25 protein-coding genes and 1 tRNA gene are annotated in these 20,859 nt (G+C 66.4%); 13 read left to right on the plus strand and 13 right to left on the minus strand.

Annotation, left to right across the window (positions count from 1 at the left end):
- Positions 1–58: 58 nt before the first annotated feature.
- The 4 genes from NDI85_RS11390 (at position 59) to NDI85_RS11405 (ending at position 2,192) form a co-directional block, all read left to right on the plus strand.
- Positions 59–835, plus strand: coding sequence for an MOSC N-terminal beta barrel domain-containing protein (locus NDI85_RS11390; RefSeq protein WP_310915818.1), 777 nt, complete (start codon positions 59–61; stop codon positions 833–835).
- 44 nt (positions 836–879) lie between these two features.
- Positions 880–1,221, plus strand: a complete 342-nt coding sequence (locus NDI85_RS11395; protein ID WP_166972330.1) for a ferredoxin — start codon at positions 880–882, stop codon at positions 1,219–1,221.
- Between the two features lie 40 nt (positions 1,222–1,261).
- Positions 1,262–1,346 (plus strand) — tRNA-Leu (locus tag NDI85_RS11400).
- 333 nt (positions 1,347–1,679) lie between these two features.
- Positions 1,680–2,192, plus strand: coding sequence for a DUF5813 family protein (locus NDI85_RS11405; protein ID WP_310915819.1), 513 nt, complete (start codon positions 1,680–1,682; stop codon positions 2,190–2,192).
- An 8-nt stretch (positions 2,193–2,200) separates the two neighbouring features.
- Here NDI85_RS11405 and NDI85_RS11410 read toward each other — a convergent pair whose 3' ends face one another.
- From NDI85_RS11410 to NDI85_RS11420, 3 genes are all read right to left on the minus strand, one after another.
- The gene (locus tag NDI85_RS11410; RefSeq protein ID WP_188996449.1) at positions 2,201–2,962 is read right to left on the minus strand and encodes a GTP cyclohydrolase III; all 762 of its coding nucleotides are present in this window, start codon (positions 2,960–2,962) and stop codon (positions 2,201–2,203) included.
- 63 nt (positions 2,963–3,025) lie between these two features.
- Positions 3,026–3,256, minus strand: a complete 231-nt coding sequence (locus tag NDI85_RS11415) for an Lrp/AsnC family transcriptional regulator (protein ID WP_166972336.1) — start codon at positions 3,254–3,256, stop codon at positions 3,026–3,028.
- 2 nt (positions 3,257–3,258) lie between these two features.
- Positions 3,259–3,945, minus strand: coding sequence for a TrkA family potassium uptake protein (locus NDI85_RS11420; RefSeq protein WP_188996447.1), 687 nt, complete (start codon positions 3,943–3,945; stop codon positions 3,259–3,261).
- Between the two features lie 156 nt (positions 3,946–4,101).
- On the opposite strand from NDI85_RS11420, the gene NDI85_RS11425 reads away from it, so the two are divergent.
- Positions 4,102–4,332, plus strand: a complete 231-nt coding sequence (locus tag NDI85_RS11425) for an Lrp/AsnC family transcriptional regulator (protein ID WP_166972341.1) — start codon at positions 4,102–4,104, stop codon at positions 4,330–4,332.
- Positions 4,333–4,375: 43 nt separating this feature from the next.
- Complete coding sequence (locus NDI85_RS11430) at positions 4,376–4,693, plus strand: hypothetical protein (protein ID WP_310915820.1); 318 nt, start codon at positions 4,376–4,378, stop codon at positions 4,691–4,693.
- Here the strand turns inward: NDI85_RS11430 and tmk are convergent.
- Positions 4,690–5,286 (minus strand): dTMP kinase, encoded by a 597-nt coding sequence (gene tmk, locus NDI85_RS11435; protein WP_188996443.1) that lies wholly within the window; start codon positions 5,284–5,286, stop codon positions 4,690–4,692. The genes NDI85_RS11430 and tmk overlap by 4 nt on opposite strands.
- Before the next feature lie 130 nt (positions 5,287–5,416).
- Here tmk and NDI85_RS11440 point away from each other — a divergent pair, with 130 nt between their 5' ends.
- The 5 genes from NDI85_RS11440 (at position 5,417) to cofG (ending at position 10,224) form a co-directional block, all read left to right on the plus strand.
- Entirely contained in the window at positions 5,417–6,319 is a 903-nt protein-coding gene (locus tag NDI85_RS11440) for a complex I NDUFA9 subunit family protein (RefSeq protein ID WP_310915821.1), read from the plus strand.
- Between the two features lie 218 nt (positions 6,320–6,537).
- Entirely contained in the window at positions 6,538–7,722 is a 1,185-nt protein-coding gene (locus NDI85_RS11445; RefSeq protein WP_166972349.1) for a tubulin/FtsZ family protein, read from the plus strand.
- Complete coding sequence (locus NDI85_RS11450; protein WP_310915822.1) at positions 7,700–8,476, plus strand: hypothetical protein; 777 nt, start codon at positions 7,700–7,702, stop codon at positions 8,474–8,476. The genes NDI85_RS11445 and NDI85_RS11450 overlap by 23 nt, the downstream gene beginning before the upstream one ends.
- Positions 8,476–9,084, plus strand: coding sequence for a 2-phospho-L-lactate guanylyltransferase (cofC, locus tag NDI85_RS11455; protein WP_310915823.1), 609 nt, complete (start codon positions 8,476–8,478; stop codon positions 9,082–9,084). The genes NDI85_RS11450 and cofC overlap by 1 nt, the downstream gene beginning before the upstream one ends.
- 33 nt (positions 9,085–9,117) lie before the next feature.
- Entirely contained in the window at positions 9,118–10,224 is a 1,107-nt protein-coding gene (gene cofG / locus NDI85_RS11460) for a 7,8-didemethyl-8-hydroxy-5-deazariboflavin synthase subunit CofG (protein ID WP_310915824.1), read from the plus strand.
- A 301-nt stretch (positions 10,225–10,525) separates the two neighbouring features.
- On the opposite strand, the gene cofH is transcribed toward cofG, so the two are convergent.
- Together cofH and NDI85_RS11470 are read right to left on the minus strand one after the other, a co-directional pair.
- Complete coding sequence (cofH, locus tag NDI85_RS11465; RefSeq protein ID WP_310915825.1) at positions 10,526–11,875, minus strand: 7,8-didemethyl-8-hydroxy-5-deazariboflavin synthase subunit CofH; 1,350 nt, start codon at positions 11,873–11,875, stop codon at positions 10,526–10,528.
- Positions 11,876–11,950: 75 nt separating this feature from the next.
- Complete coding sequence (locus NDI85_RS11470) at positions 11,951–12,970, minus strand: sodium:calcium antiporter (RefSeq protein ID WP_310915826.1); 1,020 nt, start codon at positions 12,968–12,970, stop codon at positions 11,951–11,953.
- A gap of 151 nt (positions 12,971–13,121) precedes the next feature.
- Here NDI85_RS11470 and NDI85_RS11475 point away from each other — a divergent pair, with 151 nt between their 5' ends.
- Both NDI85_RS11475 and NDI85_RS11480 read left to right on the plus strand, forming a co-directional pair.
- Positions 13,122–14,003 carry an NAD+ synthase gene (locus tag NDI85_RS11475; protein ID WP_310915827.1) on the plus strand — a complete coding sequence of 294 codons (882 nt, stop codon included), beginning with the start codon at positions 13,122–13,124 and terminating at the stop codon, positions 14,001–14,003.
- Positions 14,004–14,105: 102 nt separating this feature from the next.
- Complete coding sequence (locus NDI85_RS11480; protein ID WP_310915828.1) at positions 14,106–15,140, plus strand: phosphoribosylaminoimidazolesuccinocarboxamide synthase; 1,035 nt, start codon at positions 14,106–14,108, stop codon at positions 15,138–15,140.
- A gap of 20 nt (positions 15,141–15,160) precedes the next feature.
- On the opposite strand, the gene NDI85_RS11485 is transcribed toward NDI85_RS11480, so the two are convergent.
- Genes NDI85_RS11485 through NDI85_RS11515 form a run of 7 tightly spaced genes read right to left on the minus strand, consistent with a single transcriptional unit; the run spans position 15,161 to position 20,859 of the window.
- Complete coding sequence (locus tag NDI85_RS11485; protein ID WP_310915829.1) at positions 15,161–15,886, minus strand: hypothetical protein; 726 nt, start codon at positions 15,884–15,886, stop codon at positions 15,161–15,163.
- On the minus strand, positions 15,883–16,347 hold the full coding sequence (locus NDI85_RS11490; RefSeq protein ID WP_188996423.1) for a hypothetical protein: 465 nt from the start codon (positions 16,345–16,347) through the stop codon (positions 15,883–15,885). The genes NDI85_RS11485 and NDI85_RS11490 overlap by 4 nt, the downstream gene beginning before the upstream one ends.
- On the minus strand, positions 16,334–17,314 hold the full coding sequence (locus tag NDI85_RS11495) for a hypothetical protein (protein WP_310915830.1): 981 nt from the start codon (positions 17,312–17,314) through the stop codon (positions 16,334–16,336). The genes NDI85_RS11490 and NDI85_RS11495 overlap by 14 nt, the downstream gene beginning before the upstream one ends.
- On the minus strand, positions 17,302–17,895 hold the full coding sequence (locus NDI85_RS11500) for a hypothetical protein (RefSeq protein WP_188996419.1): 594 nt from the start codon (positions 17,893–17,895) through the stop codon (positions 17,302–17,304). The genes NDI85_RS11495 and NDI85_RS11500 overlap by 13 nt, the downstream gene beginning before the upstream one ends.
- Before the next feature lie 2 nt (positions 17,896–17,897).
- Positions 17,898–18,422 carry a hypothetical protein gene (locus NDI85_RS11505; protein ID WP_188996417.1) on the minus strand — a complete coding sequence of 175 codons (525 nt, stop codon included), beginning with the start codon at positions 18,420–18,422 and terminating at the stop codon, positions 17,898–17,900.
- 1 nt (position 18,423) lies between these two features.
- Positions 18,424–20,457, minus strand: coding sequence for a type II secretion system F family protein (locus NDI85_RS11510; protein ID WP_310915831.1), 2,034 nt, complete (start codon positions 20,455–20,457; stop codon positions 18,424–18,426).
- Positions 20,458–20,859: a 50S ribosomal protein P1 gene (locus tag NDI85_RS11515; RefSeq protein ID WP_310915832.1), complete on the minus strand. Its 402-nt coding sequence runs from the start codon at positions 20,857–20,859 to the stop codon at positions 20,458–20,460.

Genomic DNA, 20,859 nt, shown 5'->3' on the forward strand with positions numbered 1-20,859 from the left:
CGACGACGACCCACGCGGTGAGTAACGGCTATGCCCGTTGCGCCTCTGTCTCCGAACAGTGGCACACATCGAGCGACTCACCGTCTATCCGGTAAAGGCACTGGACGGCCGCGACGTCGAGCACTCGACCGTCCTCCCGGGCGGCACCCTCGCCCACGACCGAGAGTTCGCGCTATTCGACGCCGACGGCGACGTGGTCAACGGCAAGCGAACCGCCCGCGTCCACGACGTGACGACGACCTACGACCCCGAGACCCGGACGCTCGGCGCGTCGGTCCCCGACGTGGGACGCGAACAGTTCGCCCTCGACACCGAATCGGACCGGGCGCGCGCGGCCGAGTGGTTCGGCGACGTGTTCGACGTCGACCTGACCATCGTACGAGATGCGGATCGCGGACACGTCGACCGTCGAGAGATGGGCCCTTCCGTCGTCAGCACCGCGACGCTGGAGACGGTGGCCGGGTGGTTCGACGACGTGACCGTCGACGGGATGCGCCGCCGCCTCCGCGCGAACGTCGAGGTGGGCGGCGTCCCGGCGTTCTGGGAGGACCGCTTCGTCGGCGCGGACGCCCCGGCGTTCGAGGCCGGCGGCGTCCGCATCGAGGGGGTCACGCCGTGTGGCCGCTGTGTCGTCCCCCAGCGCGACCCGGAGACCGGCGACCGGACCCCCGACTTCCGCGAGCGCTTCATCGAGCGCCGCCGGGCGACGTTCCCCGAGTGGGCCGACCGGGACGCCTTCGACCACTTCTACACACTGATGCTCATCGGCCGAGTGCCGGAGGCCGACCGAGGGCAGTCGCTGGCGGTCGGCGACGACGTGACAGTCATCACGTAGCGGAAACCGACAGGGGAAAGACTGTCGACCGATAATCCCCACACATGACAGAGACCGACGAGCCAGTCGACCCGAGTGACGTCGGCGAGCAGGACGCGCCGCCGGTCGAGGAAAAGCCCTACAAGATAATCTTCGAGGCCAACAAGTGCTTCGGGGCGGGCAAGTGCGCCGAAGTCTCGGCCAACTGGTCGCTGGACCTCGATACGGGCATCGCCAAGCCGAAGACGTACTTCTTCGGCGAGGCGGAACTCGACCACAACGTGAAGGCCGCCGAGGCGTGCCCGGCGAAGAAGGACCGCGGGGTCATCCACGTCGTCGACCGGCGGACCGACGAGGAGATCGCCCCCGACCCCAACGGCGACGGCACCCTTTCGGTCGACTGGTAACCGAAACCCGTTTTCCCTCTGAGTGTGGAGAGGTGCATGCGCGAGGGTCGCCTAGCCTGGCCAATGGCGGTGGGCTTAAGACCCGCTCCCGTAGGGGTCCATGGGTTCGAATCCCATCCCTCGCATGCAATCGGCCCGAACGGACGTGAGGGCCGTGTGAATCTACCGGATAGGTTCGAAGCCTATCAGACGCAGCCCCGGAACGGTGCATCGCGCCGCACGCCCGGACCGTCTGAGTTCGGTTCGAATCCCATCCCTCGCATGAAATCGGTCCGAACGGACGTGAGGACCGTGTGAATCTATCGGATGGGTTCGAATCGCGGAAACGCGAGCGAAGCGAGCGTTTGCATCGGGTTCGAATCCCATCCCTCGCATTTTCCGACGCGGACGACGACGTGTCTGTTGCCGTCCTCGGCGACACGATGCGTTTTTCCTGCCGAGACGGCTAGAGACGTGCAATGACTGACGTGCCAGCGGACGTCGAGCGGGTCTTTAACGACCGAGACGGATTCGTCGCCGGTGGCGACGGCTACGCACTGGAGACGACGCGGTTCGACGGGCGAGTGACGGCGAGCGAGGGCGAGGCGTGGAAGACTGACTACGAAGTGACGGTCCGAGCCCCGTCCCTGCAGGCCGCGACGGCCGACGAGGTGGGGCCGGCCGTCGCCGACGGGTGGTTCGAGACCTTCGAGCGCCGCCTCGAAGACGCGCCGAAGTCGACCCGCGTGGCCGTCGAGCTAGACGAGTACACCGTCGAACGCGACGGCGAAGACGTCGTCGTCACCTACCGGTTCAGTCTCGGCGGCGAACGGGAGGCCGCCGACGCGGCGAAAGCGTTCGTCGAGTACGTCGAAGGCACCTACGTCGAGGGTATCGTTCCCGGCTACGACTACGTCGGTACCGTCGCGGACCTGCTGGACTCGGCGAGTACCGGCGGGAGCGAAGGGACCCGCGGCGGCACGCCGCTGTAGGCGAGCGACTACAGGTTCATCTCGACGGCGGTGCCGGCCTCGCGACAGGTTTCGAGCGCGTGTTTCGCCGCCATGCCCGCGCCCTGTGCGGTGCGGTCCCGGCCGACGCCGACTTTCAACTCCACGCCGACGGCGTCCTCGACGTGGTCGATGGCGTCGGCGTACGCCTCGGCGTCCATCCTCGGACAGACGGCGATGACGTTGTCGCCGCCGACGAAGAAAGAGAGGGCGTCGTGGGCCCGGCGCATGTACTGCATGAGTTCGGCGTAGCCCTGCTCTATCTCGATGAACGTGTCGAACTCGTTGAGTTGGTCCGTGTACTTCTCCGTCGCGTTGTCGACGTCGAAGTGTGCGAGTTGTACGTCCTGGGCAGTGCGTTCGACCTCCGAGATGGGGTCACCACGCAGTACCTCGGTCCGCGTCTCGTCCTGTGCGGACCCCTCGTCCTGTAACTGCGAGGTGGCGACTTCGAGGGCCTCGGCAGGTGAGCCGTCTACGGCCACGCTCATACTGAGGGTCACGGGATACCGGTTGCGGATGGACTCCTGGATCAGCGAGAGGTCGGCCATCGTGAGGCCGTTGGTGACCGCGATCATGTTGTCGAATCGCGAGAAGAACACGTACCCCTCGCGGTTGCCGATGAGTTGTGAGAGGTCCGCGTACAGCCGTGACTGCAGCGTCTGGAGGTCGACTTCGCGCCGCGGCGACGGCGTCACCGTCCACGGCCCGTAGTTATCGATTTGCAGTAGCGTGACTTGCGTATGTGTCACTACACCCTGCTTGTCGGTAAGGCTATTCGACTGTTTGGATTTCCGCCGAAACCTGCCGGTGGGTCAGTCCATCGCGATGTACGTCTGGGTGCTCTCGACGCCCGATATCTCCTGGATGTGAGTAGCGGCTACGTCCTTGACTTCGGCGGGCGTCTCTACTTCTACTTTCGCGATGAGGTCGACGTCACCGGCGACGATGTGGGCCTCGGTGACCCCGTCGATAGCCTCGATTTCGTTCTTCAGACGGTCCGCGTCGCCGGTGTGAGCTTTGACCATGACGTAAGCAGTGACCATCGTTAGGCACCTCCGAGTGCAGTCGCGCGGCCGCTTTCGCCGACGACGATAGAGCGAACGTCGGCGAGCGTGTCGAAGTCGGCGAGGACGACGAGGTGGTCGCCCAGTTCGAGCGTCTCGTCGGGGTTGGGAATCGTCAGCGCCGACTCGCCTTTCCCGTGTGCCATCAGTTTGGCGTTGGCCGGCAGTTCCAGTTCAGAGAGGGTGTAGCCGTTCATCGGCGAGGATTCGGTGATGGTGAACTCGACGAGCTGGAGGTTCTGGGCGATGTCCGCGACGGCGCGGATGTTCCCGCCCAGCAGGGCGTTCTTCGCAGCGATGGCACCGAGTCGTTCGGGGTAGATGACCTCGTCCACCTCCGAGGCGTAGCGGCGGTATATCTCCTCGCGGTAGTCCTCGTCGATGCGCATTACGGTCCGACAGCCGTGTTCTTTGCCGATCATGCAGGCGACGAAGTTGTCGTTGAGGTCGCCGGTGAGCGCGCCCAGTGCGTCGGCGGCATCGAGGTCGGCCTCGTCGAGGATAGTCTCGATGGCGCCGTCACCCTCGATAACCTCGAAGCCGGCAGTGCGCGCTCGCTCGGCAGCGCCCTCGTCCTGTTCGATGAGGACGACGTCGTGCCCGCTCTCTCGCAACACGCGTGCGGTTCGGATACCGACGCGTCCTGCACCCACGATAACAAATCGCATGTGAAGCCGTACGAGACGGTAGTGAATAAAAGTATCCCGGCGAACCACCAGCGTTCGGGGAGTCGGTCTCGGACACGCCGGGCCCGCGAAGACCCGGAGCGCTCCCATTGGTCGGTCGCGCGAAACTTTTTGGGTCATGGTATCGCATACCACTGTATGGTCAGCGCGTTCATCATGATAAAGACCGTCGCGGGCAAGTCAGACGAACTGCTCTCGGCGGTCGAAGAGTCCGAAGGGATCACCGAGGCACACATCGTCGCCGGCCAGTACGACATCATCGCCGAGGCGACCGGCCCCGAAGTGTACGACGTGATGCAGTCGGTCGCGACGCGAGTCCGTAACCTCGAAGGTGTATCGGACACGCGGACGTACATCTGTCTGGAGTGAGCGATTCCGACACGGCAAAGAGCGTCGCCACCCTAGAGCGGGTATGGTCAGCGTCGTCGGCCTCGTCGGACTGGTCGTCATCGTGCTGGTGAACAGCGCCGTGGCGGCACTCGTGACCCGCTTCTTCCGCGTCCGCATGAACACACGGTGGGGCGGTGCGCTCTACTCGGTTCTGTTCGGCGCGTTCGTGCTCTTGCTCCTCTCGGTCCTCCTGTCGGTTCCCGTCGGCCCGTTCATCACGCTGGGGACGATAACGTTCCTCTCGCTTGGCGTCGTGTTGCCGCTGGTCGTCGGGATGACCTTCGACTACGTCTGGATGCCCTCGCCCGACGAGATCGACCTCCCGACGTCGACGAACTAGTCGCGTCGGTCGAGAATCGCCGACCGGACGCGGTCGTACACGTCGTCGGGGTCGGCCGTCGCGTCGACGCGGACGAACCGCTCGGAGTCGTCCTCGATGAGGCGCTCGTAGTTCTCCCGAACGTCCGCCAGATAGTCCGCCGTCTCGAACTTGTTGGTGGCACCGCTCCGTCGGGCGGCCGTCTCGGGGTCGAGGTCGAGATACACCGTCAGGTCCGGCGGTCGGGTCCACGGCGCGTGGACCTCGCGGACATACTCGAGCGGGTCCTCGAAGTGGTCGGTGCCAGACAGCGTCGCCCCCTGATACGCGTACCGGGAGTCGGAGTAGCGGTCCGAGACGACGAGACGGCCGTCTGCCAGCGCCGGTCGGATGGTGTCGGCGAGGTGGGCGGCGTGGTCCGCCGTGTAGAGGAACAGTTCCGCAAGCGAGTCCGCATCGTCGTCGTCGATAGAGCGCTGGACGGCCTCGCCGTACCAGCTATCGGTCGGTTCGCGGGTGAACGTGGCGTCTCCCGGCAGGGCGTCGCCGGCCCGGAGTCGCTCCCAGACCGTCGTCTTGCCGCTGCCGTCGAGGCCTTCGAGCGTGACGAGCATATCCGACCGTCGGCGCCGGGGTACGTAAGCACCTCGGAGCGTGGTCTGGCCGTCTCTGATACGGGCCGAGCGGGGAAAACCAAACCAGTTGCGCCTTACCTTTACGGTCTCGCCCAGCGACGAAACGGGTATGGACGTACTTGTGGTCGGCGGGACCGGCTTCATCGGACAGTATCTGTGTCGGGAACTCGACGACCGAGGCCACGAGGTCACCGCACTGGCGCGGAACCCACACGACGCCGACCTGCCGACGGGCGTAACCCGAAAGGAAGGCGACGTGACCGACTACGACAGCATCGAGGGGGCCTTCGAGGGGCAAGACGCCGTCGTCTTCCTCCCCGCTCTGTCGCCGCTGTTCAAGCCCGACAGCGGCAACGAGATGCACGAGGTGGTCCACCTCGGCGGCACCGAGAACAGCGTCAGGGCCGCCGAGGAACACGGCGTCGACCGATTCCTCCAGATGAGTGCGCTGGGCGCGGACCGGAACGCCGCGACCCACTACCTCCGCGCGAAGGGGAAGGCCGAGGAAGTGGTCGAAGACTCGGACCTCAACTGGGTCATCTTCCGGCCCTCCATCGTCTTCGGCGACGGTGACGAGTTCGCCTACTTCACCAAGCGACTCAAGCAGATATTCGCCCCCGGCGTCCCCCTGTATCCGCTGCCCGGCGGCGGCGAGAAGGCCCACTTCCAGCTCATCTGGGTCGAGGACTTCGTGCCGATGCTGGCCGACGCCCTGGAAGGGGACGAACACGTCGGCCAGATATACGAGGTGGGTGGTCCGGAGACGCTGAGTCTCAAGGAGGCGACCGAACTCGTCTTCGAGGCCGAGGGCAAGTCCATCACCATCGTCCCGCTGCCGATGCCGCTGGCGAAGATCGGGCTGCCGGTACTGGGGGCGCTCGGCTTCCCGATGGGGAGCGACCAGTACGAGGGATTGGACTTCGACAACACCCCCAGAGAAAACGACGTCGGGGCGTTCGGCGTCGACCCGAACGCCATGCGGACGTACGGGGACTATCTCGGCGTCGAGTAGCGACTCGAGCAGCGGTTTTTCAGACCTAATAGTGGATTGTCTCCGACGGGCGCCGACCCGCAGCCGCGATAAATCGGTCTGTCCGAGACAGAGCGGGAATAATGGCCCCCTAACATCAGTATTCTTTTGTTTTTCAGTCGGACTTTCATCGGTGAGATTTGGGCAAAAAACTTATACGCGCAATCCTACTTGAGGCTTTTAAGCGGAGGACCATATCAATGAAACTCGCGATGATCGGCTTCGGGCAGGCCGGCGGTAAAATCGTGGACAAGTTCCTCGAGTACGATCAGAACACGAACTCGGGAATCGTCCGCTCCGCTGTGGCGGTCAACACAGCGAAGGCAGACCTGCTTGGACTCGAACACATACCGGAGGAGAATCGAGTGCTCATCGGCCAGGCCCGCGTCAAGGGCCACGGCGTGGGCGCAGACAACGAACTCGGCGCGGAGATCGCCGAGGAGGACATCGACGAGATACAGGGCGCTATCGACAACATCCCGGTCCACGAAGTCGACGCCTTCCTCGTCGTCGCCGGCCTCGGTGGGGGGACCGGGTCCGGTGGCTCGCCGGTCATCGCGAAACACCTCAAACGCATCTACACCGAACCCGTCTACGGACTCGGCGTCCTGCCCGGGAGCGACGAGGGTGGCATCTACACGCTGAACGCCGCCCGGTCGTTCCAGACGTTCGTCCGCGAGGTGGACAACCTCATGGTGTTCGACAACGACGCCTGGCGCAAGACCGGCGAGTCCGTCGAGGGCGGCTACGACCACATCAACGAGGAGATCGTCCGTCGCTTCGGCGTCCTCTTCGGTGCCGGTGAGGTCGAGGCCGGCGACAACATCGCCGAGAGCGTCGTCGACTCCTCCGAGATCATCAACACGCTCGACGGCGGTGGCGTCTCCACCGTCGGCTACGCCTCCGAGGACGTCGAACTCTCCTCCGGAGGCGGCGGCCTCCTCTCCCGATTCAAGGGCGGCGACAACGGCGGCGACGACGGGATGGATACCGCCAACACGACCAACCGCATCACGTCGCTCGTCCGGAAGGCCGCACTCGGTCGGCTGACGCTCCCCTGCGAAATCGAGGGTGCCGAACGCGCCCTCCTCGTCATGGCCGGCCCGCCCGAACACCTCAACCGGAAAGGTATCGAGCGCGGTCGCAAGTGGCTAGAGGAGCAGACCGGTTCGATGGAGGTCCGCGGTGGTGACTACCCGACCAACGCGCCGAAGGTCGCCGCCTCCATCCTGCTGGCGGGCGTCCACAACGTCCCGCGAATCAAGGAACTCCAGCAGGTCGCAATCGAGGCACAGGACAACATCGACGACATCAGGAAGCAAAGCGAAGATAACTTAGAGGACTTGGTTGAAGACGATGAGGATGAACTCGATCCACTCTTCTAGGGGCATCGTCACCGTCCTCTGTGTGGTCGGCCTGCTCGCGTTCGCCGGTACGGCCAGCGCCTTTACTGTCTCTGCAGAGGGCGTGCCCTCCGAATCCGCCGTCGGGGAGGAGGTAACGGTCACCTACACTGTCGACGACCCCTTCACCGGGACGTCCAACGAGTGGACGCTCGCGGGCGAGACGGAACTGGAAAACGTTAGCTGGACCGTGACGGTCCTGCGCGCCGGCAGTCAGGTCAGCCAGCAGACCTACGGCGACCAGTCGTTCAGTCAGGGCCTCGACATCGACAACAACGGCGACCAGGTCCGGGTCGAACTCACCGGCACGACGCCGGCCGTCGAGAACTACACCTACCAGCCAGAAGAGCAGTACGTCGTCGCCAGCCTCACGCGAGTGAGTGGGAGCAACAAAGAGGAGTTCCAGAACAGCACGGCCCACCACTACACCGCCGACAGCCGTGAGGCCCGACAGGCCATCGACAGCGCCCAGACGGCCATCGACAACGCCGGTGGGAACCAGGAGGCAGAGCAACTGGTCGACAGTGCCGTCTCCTCCTACGAGAACGGCAACTTCCAGAACGCGATCAACCTCGCGAATCAGGCCCGTGACACGGCCCAGCAGGCCCAGCAGAGCCAGCAGACGACCCAGACGCTCCTGCTGGCCGGCGGCGGACTCGTCGTCCTGCTCCTGCTCGCGGGTGGCGGATACTACATCTACACGCAGACCCAAGGCGACGACTACAGCAAACTGTAATGCGACCCGTCGTCCCCGTCTCGGGGAGAGACCCCAAAACGCGGCTTTCGCCCGTTCTCAGTCCCGCCGAGCGACGCGAGTTCACCGAGGCGATGCTCGCGGACGTCGTGGCCGCGCTCGGGAGCGCCGGCTACAGCCCCGAAGTGGTCTCGACCGGACCGGTCGAGTGTGACGCGCCGGTGACCGTCGACGACCGGGGCCTCGACGCGCTCGTCAACGACCTCCTCTCGGCGGGACCACTCGCGGTGGTGATGGCCGACCTGCCGCTTCTCACTGCCGAGGCCGTCGACCGCCTGTTCGCTCCCGATGCCGACGTGGTACTGGCGCCGGGACTCGGCGGCGGGACGAACGCCGTCGTCTGCCGGCACCCGGACTTCCGGGTGGACTACCACGGCGCGTCGATTCGGGACCACCGCCGCATCGCGCGGACTGTCGGAGCCAGTCTCGCCGAGGTTGACTCGCGAGTGTTGGCGACGGACGTCGACGAACCGGCCGACCTCGCGGAGGTCCTGCTCCACGGCGACGGAGCGGCCGCCGACTGGCTGGCCGACGCCGGCTTCGAGTTGTCGTTCGACGACGACGGCCGCGTGGGCGTCGCCCGTGAGTGAACCCTTTTGGTCGTCCGGCACAGACCGGCGGACGTGATTCCCGGGGCCGAGGCCTACGACGTCGACGTGACCATCGACGACGACGCGATAGAGCGCTTGGTGTCAGTGACGCCGGCCGACGTCGACGCCGCAGACGAACTCTCCTACTGTCGGAACGTGTTCGTCCCGCTGACGACCGCCTGTCGGTACACCTGCACCTACTGTACGTACTACGACCCCCCCGGACAGGCCGACCTCATGACCCCCGAGGAGATACGCGAGACGTGCCAGCGGGGGGCCGACGCCGGGTGTACGGAGGCGCTGTTCACGTTCGGCGACGACCCGGACGACCGCTATACGGAGATGTACGACCAACTGGCCGCGTTGGGCCACGAGACCATCCACGAGTACCTCCGACAGGCCTGCGAGATAGCGCTGGAGGAGGGGCTTCTCCCCCACGCGAACCCCGGCGACCAGACGCGCGAGCAGATGGCGACGGTCGCGGACCTGAACGCCTCGATGGGCGTGATGCTGGAGACGACCGCAGACGTACAGGCCCACGGCGGCCCCCGGGCGAAGAATCCCGGCCAGCGGTTGGCGACGATTCGCACCGCCGGCGAACTCGGCGTCCCGTTTACGACCGGTATCCTCGTCGGCCTCGGCGAGGACTGGCGAGACCGAGCAGAGAGTATCCTCGCTATCCGCGAGATGCACGACCGCTACGGTCACGTACAGGAGGTCATCGTCCAACCGGTCGTCGAAAACGAGCGCTGGCAGAACGGGTCGCCGGACCTCGCGACGATGCGCCGCGTGACGGCGATGGCGCGTTCGGGCCTGCCCGAGGAGGTATCGGTACAGGTGCCGCCCAACCTCGCGCCGGCCCGCGACCTGACCGACTGCGGCATCGACGACCTCGGCGGCGTCTCCCCGGTGACGGTCGACCACATCAACCCCGAGTACGAGTGGCCCGCCCTGCAGGAACTGCGGGCCGTCGCCGACAGCGCGTCGGTGCCCCTCACCGAGCGCCTGCCGGTGTACGAGCGGTTCGCCGACGACGAGTGGCTCTCCCCGCCGATTCGCGAGGCTATCGGCGCCGACACGGCCGCTGGCGAGCGCTTCCGGTCGGTCCTCGAACGGGGCGAGAACCCGGTCGACGCCTGAGGACAGTCCATCCAGCGCCCCGCAGTCGGTCGTAGCTGGGCTTTGTGCGTGCTGTCCGGTCAGCCGAAACGCCGTGTGCCGTGCGTGAACTGTGAGGGAATTCCCTCACGCAGTTACAAGTACTGAGAATCGCCTAGACAGCTAGGTCCTAGTTATATACCCTCTGGAGCGCCTATGTGTAACATGTCCGGGGCGTGCCTCTGACAGCCAACCCGGGCAACGACGTCGTTTCGGGGCGACTACGACCTAGGACGTGGTCGCCTCGGTTTTACGACGGAACGACTCGCCCCGTAGCGGCGCCTCAGTTCAGAAGTGGCGTCCCGTCGGCCCGCGGACCGAGTTCCGGACCGACCACGTCGGCGTCGGGGTCGACGACGCGGCGCTGTTCGTAGTCCGTCGACCGTTCTACGGGCGTCCGGCCGATGGCAGTTATCATGTCCGTGTACTCGCGGAACGAGCGGAACTCGCCGTAGCCGCCGCCGGCGCGTTTCGTTATCTCCTCTGAGAGGATGGTCCCCATGAAGTCGTCGGCGCCACAGGTCAGCATCTTCAGGCCGTGAGCGTCGCCGTATTTCACCCACGAAGACTGGATGTGGTCGACGTTGTCCAGAAAGAGCCGCGAGACCGCGATCATCAGTTCGTCCTCGTCGGGACTGGCGCCGCCCGAGACCATGCCGCGTTCGTACAGTGGCGTCTCCGCGTGGACGAACGACAGCGGGACGAACTCCGTGATGGCCCCGGTCCGGTCCTGTAGGTCACGGACCTTCTGGAGGTGTTCCACGCGGTGTGTCGCGTTCTCGACGTGGCCGTACATGATGGTCGCCGTGGTATCGAGGCCGACGCTTGCGGCGGCCTCCATCGCCGCCAGCCACTCGCCGCTGTCTATCTTTCCGGGGCAGATGACGTCGCGGACCTCGTCGACGAGGATTTCGGCGGCCGTGCCGGGGACGCTGTCGAGGCCGGCGTCCTGCAGGCGACCGAACACCTCCTCGTAGGACCAGTCGGTCCCCCGGCGGGCGTGATAGGCCTCCTCCGGCGTCATCGAGTGGACGTGGACGCCGCCGACGTCCATCGCGCGTATCTGCTCGCAGTAGGTGCCCGGGTCGACGTCGTATTCGCTCGCCGGGCGGTAGTTCAGGTCGCCCCGGTCGCTGGCTTCCAGCATCTCCAGATGCTCCGCATCGAGCGCCAGTGCCGGGTGGAGGCCGGAGACCGAACAGACCTCGTAGATGCCGCGGTCGATGGCGTCACTGACGATGTCACGAGACTCCTCGGGGGTCTTGGTGAACCCGCCGTGGTCGTCCTGATAGCTGCTACGGAACTGCTCGGAGCGGTCCTTGAAGTTACAGAACAGACAACCGGTGTTGCAGGCCGTCGTGACGTTGTTGTTGAGGTTGGCGACGAACGTCACCTCGTCGCCGACCACCTCGGCCCGCCGTCGGTCTGCGGCCTCTAACACCTGTTCTTTCCGCCGGCGGTCGATGCCGTCGTGGTCGGTTCCGGTGGTGATGAGTTCGACGCCGTCGGCGACGGACAGACGCGCCCCGTCGCGCGCCTTCGCGAGTGCGTTCTCGAAGGACTGGTCCGTCACCGGCCGGTGGGCAAAGTCGAACTCCCCGGCAGGGTCCGCGGCGTCGAAGGCGTCCGGCATTGCTCGTCCGAACGGGAACGACGGCAAAAAACGTGTGGGTGTGTGCGGACAGCGCGTTCCCGGGCCCACGGCGGGCTATCCCGACGGGAGGACGCCGGTGACTGCACCGACCGTCTCGGCGACCACCCACGCGACGAACGTGACGTACGCCGCCAGCAGTCCGTAGGACTCCACCGTGCTCAAGGCGAGGTCGGTCCGCAGGGCGGTAAAGAGGAGGATGGTCGCAAGCGTGAGGACGCCGAACATCGGCACCGCCATCTCGAAGTCGACGGTCCACGCGCCGACGATGAACACGCCCATCGGAATCGCGACGAGCAGGTCGAACGTGTTCGAGCCGAGGACGTTCGCCAGCGAGGTGACGCCACGGTTCTGGCGGGCGGCGCGAACGCTGACGAGCGTGTCCGGAAGGCTCGTCGCCCCGGCGAGGATGGTGACGCCGAGCAGGAACTCGTCGGCGCCGACCGCCTCGCCGATGACCGACACCGAGTGGACGAGGTTCTCGACGGCGACGAGGATGACCGCGAGGCCGGCCAGCAAGAAGAGCCACTGCCGTCCGACGGCGACGTCCACGGCCTCGCTCCCGTCGCTCTCGTAGTCGGCCGTGTCCTGATACTGGATGAAGACGTAGAGGCCGTAGAGCGCCAGCGGTATCGCCGCCAGCGGCCGGGTGACCTCGCCCGAGAGCGCCACGTCGCCGGGGTAGTAGATGACCGCGAGCGCGAACGTAATGAGCAACACAGACACCGCCAACATGTAGAACTGCGCCTCCTTGTAGACGAGCGTCCGATTCGACTCGATGTCGTCGTCGGTGGCGATGCCGGCGACGGCGGGAATTACGAGGACGTTGAAGATGGCCGACCCGACGATAGCGCCGACGCCCAGCGGCATCGATCCGTCGAGCGCCGCGAATACGACGGTCGCGAGTTCCGGAAAGCTCGACCCGACGGCGACGAGTATCGCCCCCTGTACCACGTCCGGCAGGCCGTAGTAGGCCGCCAGCCGTTCGCTCGCCGCCTCCAGCCACTCGCTGCCTTTCCATATCGCCACCGTCGCGGCGACGATGACACCCACCGCGACGAGCAGGTTCCCAGCCATGTGGTCGTGGATGTCGCGGCGACGGCAAATGGGTTCCCCTCCGTCGGCGGCCCGAACCGCTAGCATCCTCCGATTCTCACAGGTGTTTAAGGACTAGTCGTATATGTCGCCGGTCGTCAGGTCCGCTCGTAGGAGCGACAGACGGACACCAATGACGGACCAGACGCAGTACCCAGACAGCCCAGTGCAGTTCCCCCGTGACGACGTGGCCGCGGTCGAATCGGCCGTCGCCGCGTTCCTCCGTGAGCGCGTGCGGGCCGCCGACGCGGACGGCGTCGTCGTCGCGATGAGCGGCGGCCTCGACTCGACGGTGACAGCGACCCTCGCGGCCGAAGCCCTCGGCCCCGACCGGGTGCTCGGCCTCGCGTTGCCCTGTCACAAGACCGACGCCTGCGCGGCGATGGAGGCCGAAACGGTCGCCGACCACCTCGGCATCGCGTTCCAGCGAGTTCACCTGCGACCGCTCCTCCAGCAGTTCCATCAGGCGGTCGTCCCGACGCTAAACCCCGACGTCACGGACGGCTCGGCGCCGACCGAAGACCGGGCGCTCGGGAACGCCATTGCCCGCTTCCGGATGGCCTGTACGTACTACGTCGCCAACCGGACGAACCGCCTCGTCGTAGGCACCGCCAACCGGTCGGAACTCCTGTTGGGGTACGTCACGAAACACGGCGACGCCGGCGCGGACCTGTTCCCCCTCGGCGACCTCTATAAGACCGAGGTCCGGGAACTCGCCAGACACCTCGGCCTCCCTGACGCCATCGTCGAGCGAACGCCGACCGCCGGCTTCCGCGTGGGTCAGACCGACGCCGACGACCTCGGCGCGACCTACGACGTCGTCGACGCCGTGTTGTGGCGCGTCGTCGAACAGGATGAGTCGGTCGAGCGCGTGGCTGCGGCGCTCGACGTGGCCGAAGACACGGCGGCCCGCCTCGTCTCGATGTGTTCGACGACGGCGCACAAACGGTCGCTGCCGCCGACGCCGGGTATCGGGGACCGGGCCCGCAGGCCAACGGACTCTCCGGCCCGGTGACTTGCCGTCGAGACTCCCAGACGCCGCGGCTCGGTTATCTGCCGCGGAGACTGTTCGCGCCGAGTGAGAAACGTCTTTGTCCCCGCCCGCAAAGCGCCGGCAATGACGAGCGTCAAGGAGTTCCGTATCGACGAGGCGGCGACGGCCACCGATCTCGGTCGCGGCGCGTTCGTGTTCACGGACGACTACTCGGTGTTCGACTGGGGGAAGATGCCAGACACGATTCCCGAGAAGGGGGCGTCGCTGTGTACGATGGGCGCGTTCAACTTCCAGTTGCTAGAGGAGAACCACATCCCGACCCACTACGAGGGCGTCCGGGCCGGCGACAGCGACGAGGTGCTGGACCTCGGCGAGGCGCTCTCGGCGGGCCACGCCCCCGAGGAGATGGTCATCGCGCTGACGCAGGTGCCGGACCTGCCCTTTGCGGACGGTGAGTACGACTACGAGGCCTACCACGACGCCGCGGGGCAGAACTACCTGATTCCGCTCGAAATCGTCTTCCGGAACCGCGTCCCCGTCGGGTCGTCGCTCCGCACGCGCACGGACCCCGCGGACCACGGCCTCGACTTCGAGGCGTGGCCCGACGAGGTGGTCGACTTAGACCAGCCAATCGTCGAGTTCTCGACGAAGTACGAGGAACAGGACAGCTACCTCGACCGTGCGGCGGCCGACCGCATCGCCGGCGCCGCCAGCGTCGATCAGTTGGAGGAACTGGCGCTCGTGGTCAACCACGTCGTCACGGACCAAGCCGCAGATGCCGAGTTGGTCCACGAGGACGGCAAAATCGAGTGTCTCTACCACGAGGGCCAGATTCGCGTCGCCGACGTCGTCGGCACCTTCGACGAGAACCGCTTCTCCTACGACGGCCAGCAGGTCTCGAAGGAGGTCATCCGCCAGTACCACAAGCGAACCCAGCCGGAGTGGGTCGAGGCCGTCTCCACGGCCAAACAGCGGGCGACCGAGGAGGGCACCGCCGACTGGAAGTCGCTGTGTGACCGCGAACCGGAACCGCTCGACGAGTCGGTTATCATGGCCGCTCGGGACCTCTACTGTGCCGGGACCAACGCCTACGTCGGCGGCGACGTCTTCGACGCGCCGTCGCTTTCGGCCGCCGTCGACGCGGTTCGGGACCTGTAACGAGAGCGAAAAGCACCGACTCAGTCGCCGAGTCGCACGTCCACGTCCGTCACCGACACCGTGGTCTCGTCGGTCGTCAGCACGCACGAGACCGTCTCGCCGCCGACGGGCGCACAACTCACCTGTGGGTGGCTATCGAGGGAGCGGCCCCACGCCTCGTGCCGCGGCGAGGTCACGTTGAGGTAGACGGTCTCGCCCGCCGTCCCGGTCGACGCGACCGTGGTCCCGTTGGCGGTCGTCCGGACGCTGGCCGTGGTCTGGCCGCCGACCGACGTCGCCGCCACTGGTCGAGTGCGAACGAGGTGAAGCCGCGCGTAGTCGGCCGTGACGAGCGGTCGCGGCGGTCTGGCCATCACCTGTCCGGCCCGGTCCTCGCGGAGGACGGCCCCGTTCGCGTAGACGACCCGCGTCCCGCTCTTGGCGTCCAGTACGAGCGGCCGGGTCTCGACTGTCTTCCGGAAGCCATCGGCCGGGACGCGGACCTCGAAGGTCACGCTCGGCCCGACCGACAGCGAGACGCCATCGAGTTTCACCGTCGTCGTCCGACTCGGCACACCCTCGATGGCCACGTCGTCGACGTTGGTCGCCAGCACCTCGAACGACCGGACGCCGTTGGTGACCCGCTCCTCGTCGCGCACGTCTTCGAGGGCCGCGAATCCGCTGACGCTGACGAGGCCGACCATCACGAGGACGGTACCGAAGATGACGACGAACCCGACCGTCGTACTCTGGGCGCGGTCGGTCACGCGACCACCTCCAGCGTGTCGGTCCCGTCGTCGTAGGTCACGACGACCGGCCCGCCGTCGACGGTCGTCTCCGCGACCTCGGTCCCGGTCTTGAGGTGGACCGCGACCGAGGTGTCGGCCACGTCGCTTTCGAGGACGATGCGATACCGATAGAACGACCCGGTGGCCGCTCGCTCGTCGATGCTGAGTCGGTACTGCCCGTTCGCGACGCGGTCGGGAAGCGTCGCTCGCACCGTGACCGTCCCCGGCGCGTCCGCCGCCCGGACCATGCCGTCCGCCGTGGTCAACTCCGCGGCGAGACGGTTCCCGAGGACGGACAGTTCCGAGTGGACCGCTTTACTGCGCTCGTCCTCGACGAGCGAGACGGACACCGAGAGCAGGGCGACGACGAGCAACAGCGTGATACCCAGCGTCAGGACGTACCCGACGGCCGTCGAGGCGCCGCGGTCATTCATCTGCATCACCCGCCAGCACCGTCGTCTCGGTGACGTACGAGGACTGTGGCGTCTCGTACGTGACGCGAACCGATGCGCTGTAGAGGCGCTCGGTCACGTGCGGGTCGCCGCTGCCCGCCGTCCCGTAGTCGCTGTCCTCGACGAAGGGGCGCGACCGGTCGACGGTCATGGTGTAGTTGCCGGCGGCGTTCGACCCCCAGTGATACTCGACGTCGTAGGACCCCCCTACGGCGTCGAACTCGGCGACCTGCGGACAGTGGGTGCCTTCGACCGACCCGTTCGAGAGGTCGACGACGGCGTAACCGTCCCCGCCAGCCGAGACGGCACAGCGGGGCTGTAGTGACCCGCTCGTGTCCTGCACTCTGACGACCACGTCGCCGCTCTTCCGGTAGACGAACAGTCGCCACACGTCGGACCCGTCGGTCACGTCGAGGTGGAACACGTGGTCGTCGTGCAACGTGGTCGCGTTGGTGTCGTCCGGCGAGTCGACGAGCGCGCTTTCGGAGACGTTCAGTCGGGCGTCGCGGGTGCCGGAGACGCCGCTGGCGAGCGTCCAGTTGTCCGCCCCGGACACGTTCGTCATCGGGCGCGTCGCGTTGGCCTGCACGATTCGGGTCCCGTTGGTCGTCCCAGTGACCGAAACGGTCGCTCGCGCCCCGCGTCGGGCCGCGTAGCCGTCGGCGTGGTCGCTCCAGTCGGCGACGCCCTCGTCCAGTTCGGTCTGGAGCGTCGCGTAGTCGGTGTCGTTGTGCCGGTTAACGTACGCGAGCGTCCCGTCGGTCCCCTCGACGGCCGCGTCGGCGAATCCGACGGCGTCCCGGCCGTCGTCGCCGTGGCTCGCGGCCATCGTCTGGGAGTACGCCGAGGCGTTCAACGCCAGCGCGAGTACCACGAACAGGACGGCGATGCCGAACGTCGTCACGAGCAACACCTGTCCGCGGTCCGCTCGTTCGGGGCCCGTCAGGTCGACCACAGCACCACCTCCACCCGAACCACGTTGTAGACGCCGCTGTCGGGAGCGCTGTCGGGTGCGTAGAAAGACGCGTTCGCCAGCGTGTGCTCTGTCGGCGCCTCCGAAGCCGTATACAGCACGTCGTCGTCGTACAGCGTGAGCAACGCGGCGACCCTGACGGCGTCGTCGCTCGGGGTCCCGCTGTCGACGACCGGTTTCGTGGTAGTCGCGCCCGAAACGTCGCGGTACTGGACGTTGACGTTGTAGGCCACGCCGTCGGCGCCGACGCTCCGGTCGAGTCGGTCCCCGACGTCGGTCGGTAGCGTGCCGTTGCTGTAGGCCGACTCGTACGGTTCGAGGCCGTGGAACGTCCCGGTCGAGTTGTTCCAGTACAGCACCGTCCGGCGGAGCGACCCGTCCGCGGCGGCGGCGTCCAACACGCCGCTCCCGACGCGTTCGAGTTGGCGCTGCTGGGCCTCGCTCGCCGTACTCGCAGTCTGTGGCGTCACGGCCGTCGCCTGAAGCGCGAAGACGACGGCACCGAGGAGGAGCAATGCGGCGACGAACGCTTCGAGCGTGTACGCCTGCGCGCGGGTCGACATCGTCACCACACCTCCACCTGTAACACCGCGTCCGTGTCGTCGAGTGAGACGTGCCGCCGTGCCGTGGCGACCGACGCGTCGCTGGCGGAGGGCGGCGGCCCGACTGCCAACTGCGACCCGCCGCTCGAACACGGGACGACGCTCCCGCTGTCGGCACACAGTATCTCACGCGCCGAGTCACCGCCGACGTCCCGTCGGAGCGTCACGTTCATGCCGTAGCTATCGTCGATACCGACCTGGTCGGTGAGTGTCGCGCTCGTATCGAAGGTGGCACACGGGTTCGCGCCGCTCTGGTTGAAGAACCAGAGGGCACAGGTCGAGAGCGTCGTCGTCCCGGGGTCCCCGAGGTGGAACTCGACGAGTTGGGTCCCGACCCTGTCGGCGACCAGTGCTGTCTCCTGTCCGCCCGCTGTCGGCGTGAGCAGGTCCGGGACGAACAGGAGGACGAACCCGACGACGACGAAGAACACCGCCATCCCCGTCAGGAAGTCGATGGGCATCTGCCCCCGCGTCGACGTTGGCACCATCTCACCCCACCACCATCCAGACGACGAGCGAAATCGTCAGGAGGACTACGACGAACTTCGCTCCGGCCCGGAGACTCGCGTCCCGCAGGTAGCCCGCGATGAGGCCCGCGGAGATTGCCTGTATCGTCACGGCGTGGAAGAACATGAGCGAGAGCAGGTCGGCATCGACGCCGCCGAAAGCCATCCCCGCGCCGGCCCCGCTGGCCTGTCCGGTGCTGAAATCCGCCATGACGTCGATGAACTGCACTTTCAGCAGCGCCATCACGCCCAGCAGGGTGACGTACGTCATCAGGACGATGGCGACCTGCATCAGCGTCCGGGACCGGCGTTCTCGCGCCAGATCGTCCTGCACCTCGCTCGCCTTCGCGGCCGTCGACAGCACCTCGGAGATGTGGCTCGACGCCTCCTGTGCCTTCGTGATGAGCTTCACCGTCCGCGCGAGTCGCGGAATCTGGTACTTGTTGTTGAACTCGATGAGCGACTCTTTGAGGCTCATCCCGTAGTTGACCTTCCGGTAGAGGATTCTGAACTCGTCGGCGAGTTTGTCCGAGGACGTCTCCGAGACGGTCCTGATGGATTCGAGCGTCGTCGCTCCGGTGTCGTTGACCGTCGAGAGTTTCAGGAGGGTGTCCGAGAGGTTCCCGAGCAGCGCACGACGGGAGCGGCGGTCCCACTCGTGGAACACCGCCAGCGGCGTCACCACGAGGAACAGCGGCACGTAGCAGTAGACGAACGTCGCCCACACCGGTTGTGCGACGACGCCGTCCCACGAGAGCGGGACGGCCCCCGACAGGGCCGCCGCGACGACGAGCGAAATCGAGGCCGGCACGGAGAGCGCGAGCGTGTAGAGCGGGTTGTCCCGGAAGAACAGGTGCGGGTTCCGCAACAGGTCGACCGTCTCCTGGAGCCCCTTCTTGCGCTCGATGCGGTCGAAGATGTGGTAGGTGCCGCTGAAGGCGGTGATGAACCCGAGGTCACGGAGCCCGCGCTTGCTCTGCGTTTCGAGCCACGCACTCTGCTCGCGCGGTCGGATGATTCCGTCGCCGAACTCGTCCTGCTTGACCGTCGTGACGAGGACGAGGAAGGCGGCAGCGATGAGCGGAATCAGCCCGTAGACGGTGACGTAGAGCATCATCTGCGAGGCGTTCCCGAGCATGTTCATGATGACGAGGATGATGACGAGCAGCAACGGAAACAGCGAGAGCGTGATGTACATCTCCCCGAGCAGTTCGAGGACGTCGAGCGTCTGCTCTTGCTCCTGTTTGGCCGCCCGCATGTACTTGTGCTTCTTGTCGTCGAGGAACCCGGTCATGTCGCCGCCGCTGTTGATGACCGCGAGCATGTCGACGAGGAACTCCCGGAGTTCGTCGCTTGGGGTCTGTTCTAGCTGATGGCGAATCGCCGTCCGGTAGTCGGTGTCGAGCGAGTTCGTCTCCCTGACGATGGCCTGGAACTCCTGGGACACCTCGCCGTAGGTGTCTTCGGCCTTCGCCATCGCTTCCAGTAGTTCGAGTTGGTTGAGGCCGCCGATAGAGAGGGCGTACATGAACGACACCGAGTCCGAGAGGAGCATGTTGATCTCCCGACGACGGGCGCTCGCACGCGAGTACGGAATCGCGAGGACGCTCCCGAAGCCGAGCGCGAACCCGAGGCCACCGAGGACGAACCCGAGGACGACCACGAGAAACGGGACGCGAAGCGTCCGGACGAGCGTGACGAGGACGCCGTTCTCCGGGAGCGGGACGCCCAGTAACGGGCCCGAGAGGACGCCGACGGTGGCGAGCAGGTACCCGAGGAAGATGCCGACGAACCAGAGGACGACACCCGTGACGAGACCGACACCGACGGCCCGCGAGAGGTACATCTCGACGGTCGCGGGCATCCGGGCTTCGGCGAGTTTCCGCTCGACGGCGGTGACGAAGGGGTCGTCGTCCTCGAACACGTAGTCGTAGACCGGATAGAACGCGTTCCCGAGCCTGTCCGCGCTCCCCTCGAACGTGCGGACCGTCGGCTGGTCACCGGTCTCGGTACTCATCTATGCCCCCGTCTCGTCGTCGGACGCCGCGTCCTCGCCGGCGTCGGGCGATTGCTCGCCGTCCGACGCGGCCCCGACGTCGTCCGTTCCGTCGTCCTCGTCCGAGTCCTCGAACAGCGTATCGAGCGAACCGGAGTCGGCCGTCTCCTCGTCGTCCGGCACCGCCTCGGGTTCGATATCCGCATCGTCGTCCGCCTCGGGCACCGCGGGGGCGGCCCCGCCCGTCGCCATCGTCTTGGCTTTCGTCGCGGCGAGGTCGACGTCTTCGAGTGCGGCGACGACGGCCTTGATTCGTGACGTGGTGGCGTCTGCCTCCGCCGATTCGAGGACTGCAGTCAGGTTCGATTCGTTGATCTCCGCGCCGGTCTCGTGCAGGATGAGTGCTGCGTAAACGTATTCCAT

The organism is Haloarcula sp. S1AR25-4, from assembly GCF_031624555.1.
Classification (GTDB): Archaea; Halobacteriota; Halobacteria; order Halobacteriales; family Haloarculaceae; genus Haloarcula; species Haloarcula pellucida.

Bases quoted from the DNA above. Each gene is read 5' to 3' on its own strand.
- NDI85_RS11395 (WP_166972330.1), top strand. From the start codon at position 880: ATGACAGAGACCGACGAGCCAGTCGACCCGAGTGACGTCGGCGAGCAG.
- NDI85_RS11405 (WP_310915819.1), top strand. From the start codon at position 1,680: ATGACTGACGTGCCAGCGGACGTCGAGCGGGTCTTTAACGACCGAGAC.
- NDI85_RS11415 (WP_166972336.1), bottom strand. From the start codon at position 3,256: ATGGTCACTGCTTACGTCATGGTCAAAGCTCACACCGGCGACGCGGAC.
- NDI85_RS11420 (WP_188996447.1), bottom strand. From the start codon at position 3,945: ATGCGATTTGTTATCGTGGGTGCAGGACGCGTCGGTATCCGAACCGCA.
- NDI85_RS11425 (WP_166972341.1), top strand. From the start codon at position 4,102: ATGGTCAGCGCGTTCATCATGATAAAGACCGTCGCGGGCAAGTCAGAC.
- NDI85_RS11430 (WP_310915820.1), top strand. From the start codon at position 4,376: ATGGTCAGCGTCGTCGGCCTCGTCGGACTGGTCGTCATCGTGCTGGTG.
- tmk (WP_188996443.1), bottom strand. From the start codon at position 5,286: ATGCTCGTCACGCTCGAAGGCCTCGACGGCAGCGGCAAGACGACGGTC.
- NDI85_RS11440 (WP_310915821.1), top strand. From the start codon at position 5,417: ATGGACGTACTTGTGGTCGGCGGGACCGGCTTCATCGGACAGTATCTG.
- NDI85_RS11445 (WP_166972349.1), top strand. From the start codon at position 6,538: ATGAAACTCGCGATGATCGGCTTCGGGCAGGCCGGCGGTAAAATCGTG.
- NDI85_RS11450 (WP_310915822.1), top strand. From the start codon at position 7,700: ATGAACTCGATCCACTCTTCTAGGGGCATCGTCACCGTCCTCTGTGTG.
- cofC (WP_310915823.1), top strand. From the start codon at position 8,476: ATGCGACCCGTCGTCCCCGTCTCGGGGAGAGACCCCAAAACGCGGCTT.
- cofH (WP_310915825.1), bottom strand. From the start codon at position 11,875: ATGCCGGACGCCTTCGACGCCGCGGACCCTGCCGGGGAGTTCGACTTT.
- NDI85_RS11470 (WP_310915826.1), bottom strand. From the start codon at position 12,970: ATGGCTGGGAACCTGCTCGTCGCGGTGGGTGTCATCGTCGCCGCGACG.
- NDI85_RS11475 (WP_310915827.1), top strand. From the start codon at position 13,122: ATGACGGACCAGACGCAGTACCCAGACAGCCCAGTGCAGTTCCCCCGT.
- NDI85_RS11480 (WP_310915828.1), top strand. From the start codon at position 14,106: ATGACGAGCGTCAAGGAGTTCCGTATCGACGAGGCGGCGACGGCCACC.
- NDI85_RS11490 (WP_188996423.1), bottom strand. From the start codon at position 16,347: ATGCAGATGAATGACCGCGGCGCCTCGACGGCCGTCGGGTACGTCCTG.
- NDI85_RS11500 (WP_188996419.1), bottom strand. From the start codon at position 17,895: ATGTCGACCCGCGCGCAGGCGTACACGCTCGAAGCGTTCGTCGCCGCA.
- NDI85_RS11505 (WP_188996417.1), bottom strand. From the start codon at position 18,422: ATGGTGCCAACGTCGACGCGGGGGCAGATGCCCATCGACTTCCTGACG.
- NDI85_RS11510 (WP_310915831.1), bottom strand. From the start codon at position 20,457: ATGAGTACCGAGACCGGTGACCAGCCGACGGTCCGCACGTTCGAGGGG.
- NDI85_RS11515 (WP_310915832.1), bottom strand. From the start codon at position 20,859: ATGGAATACGTTTACGCAGCACTCATCCTGCACGAGACCGGCGCGGAG.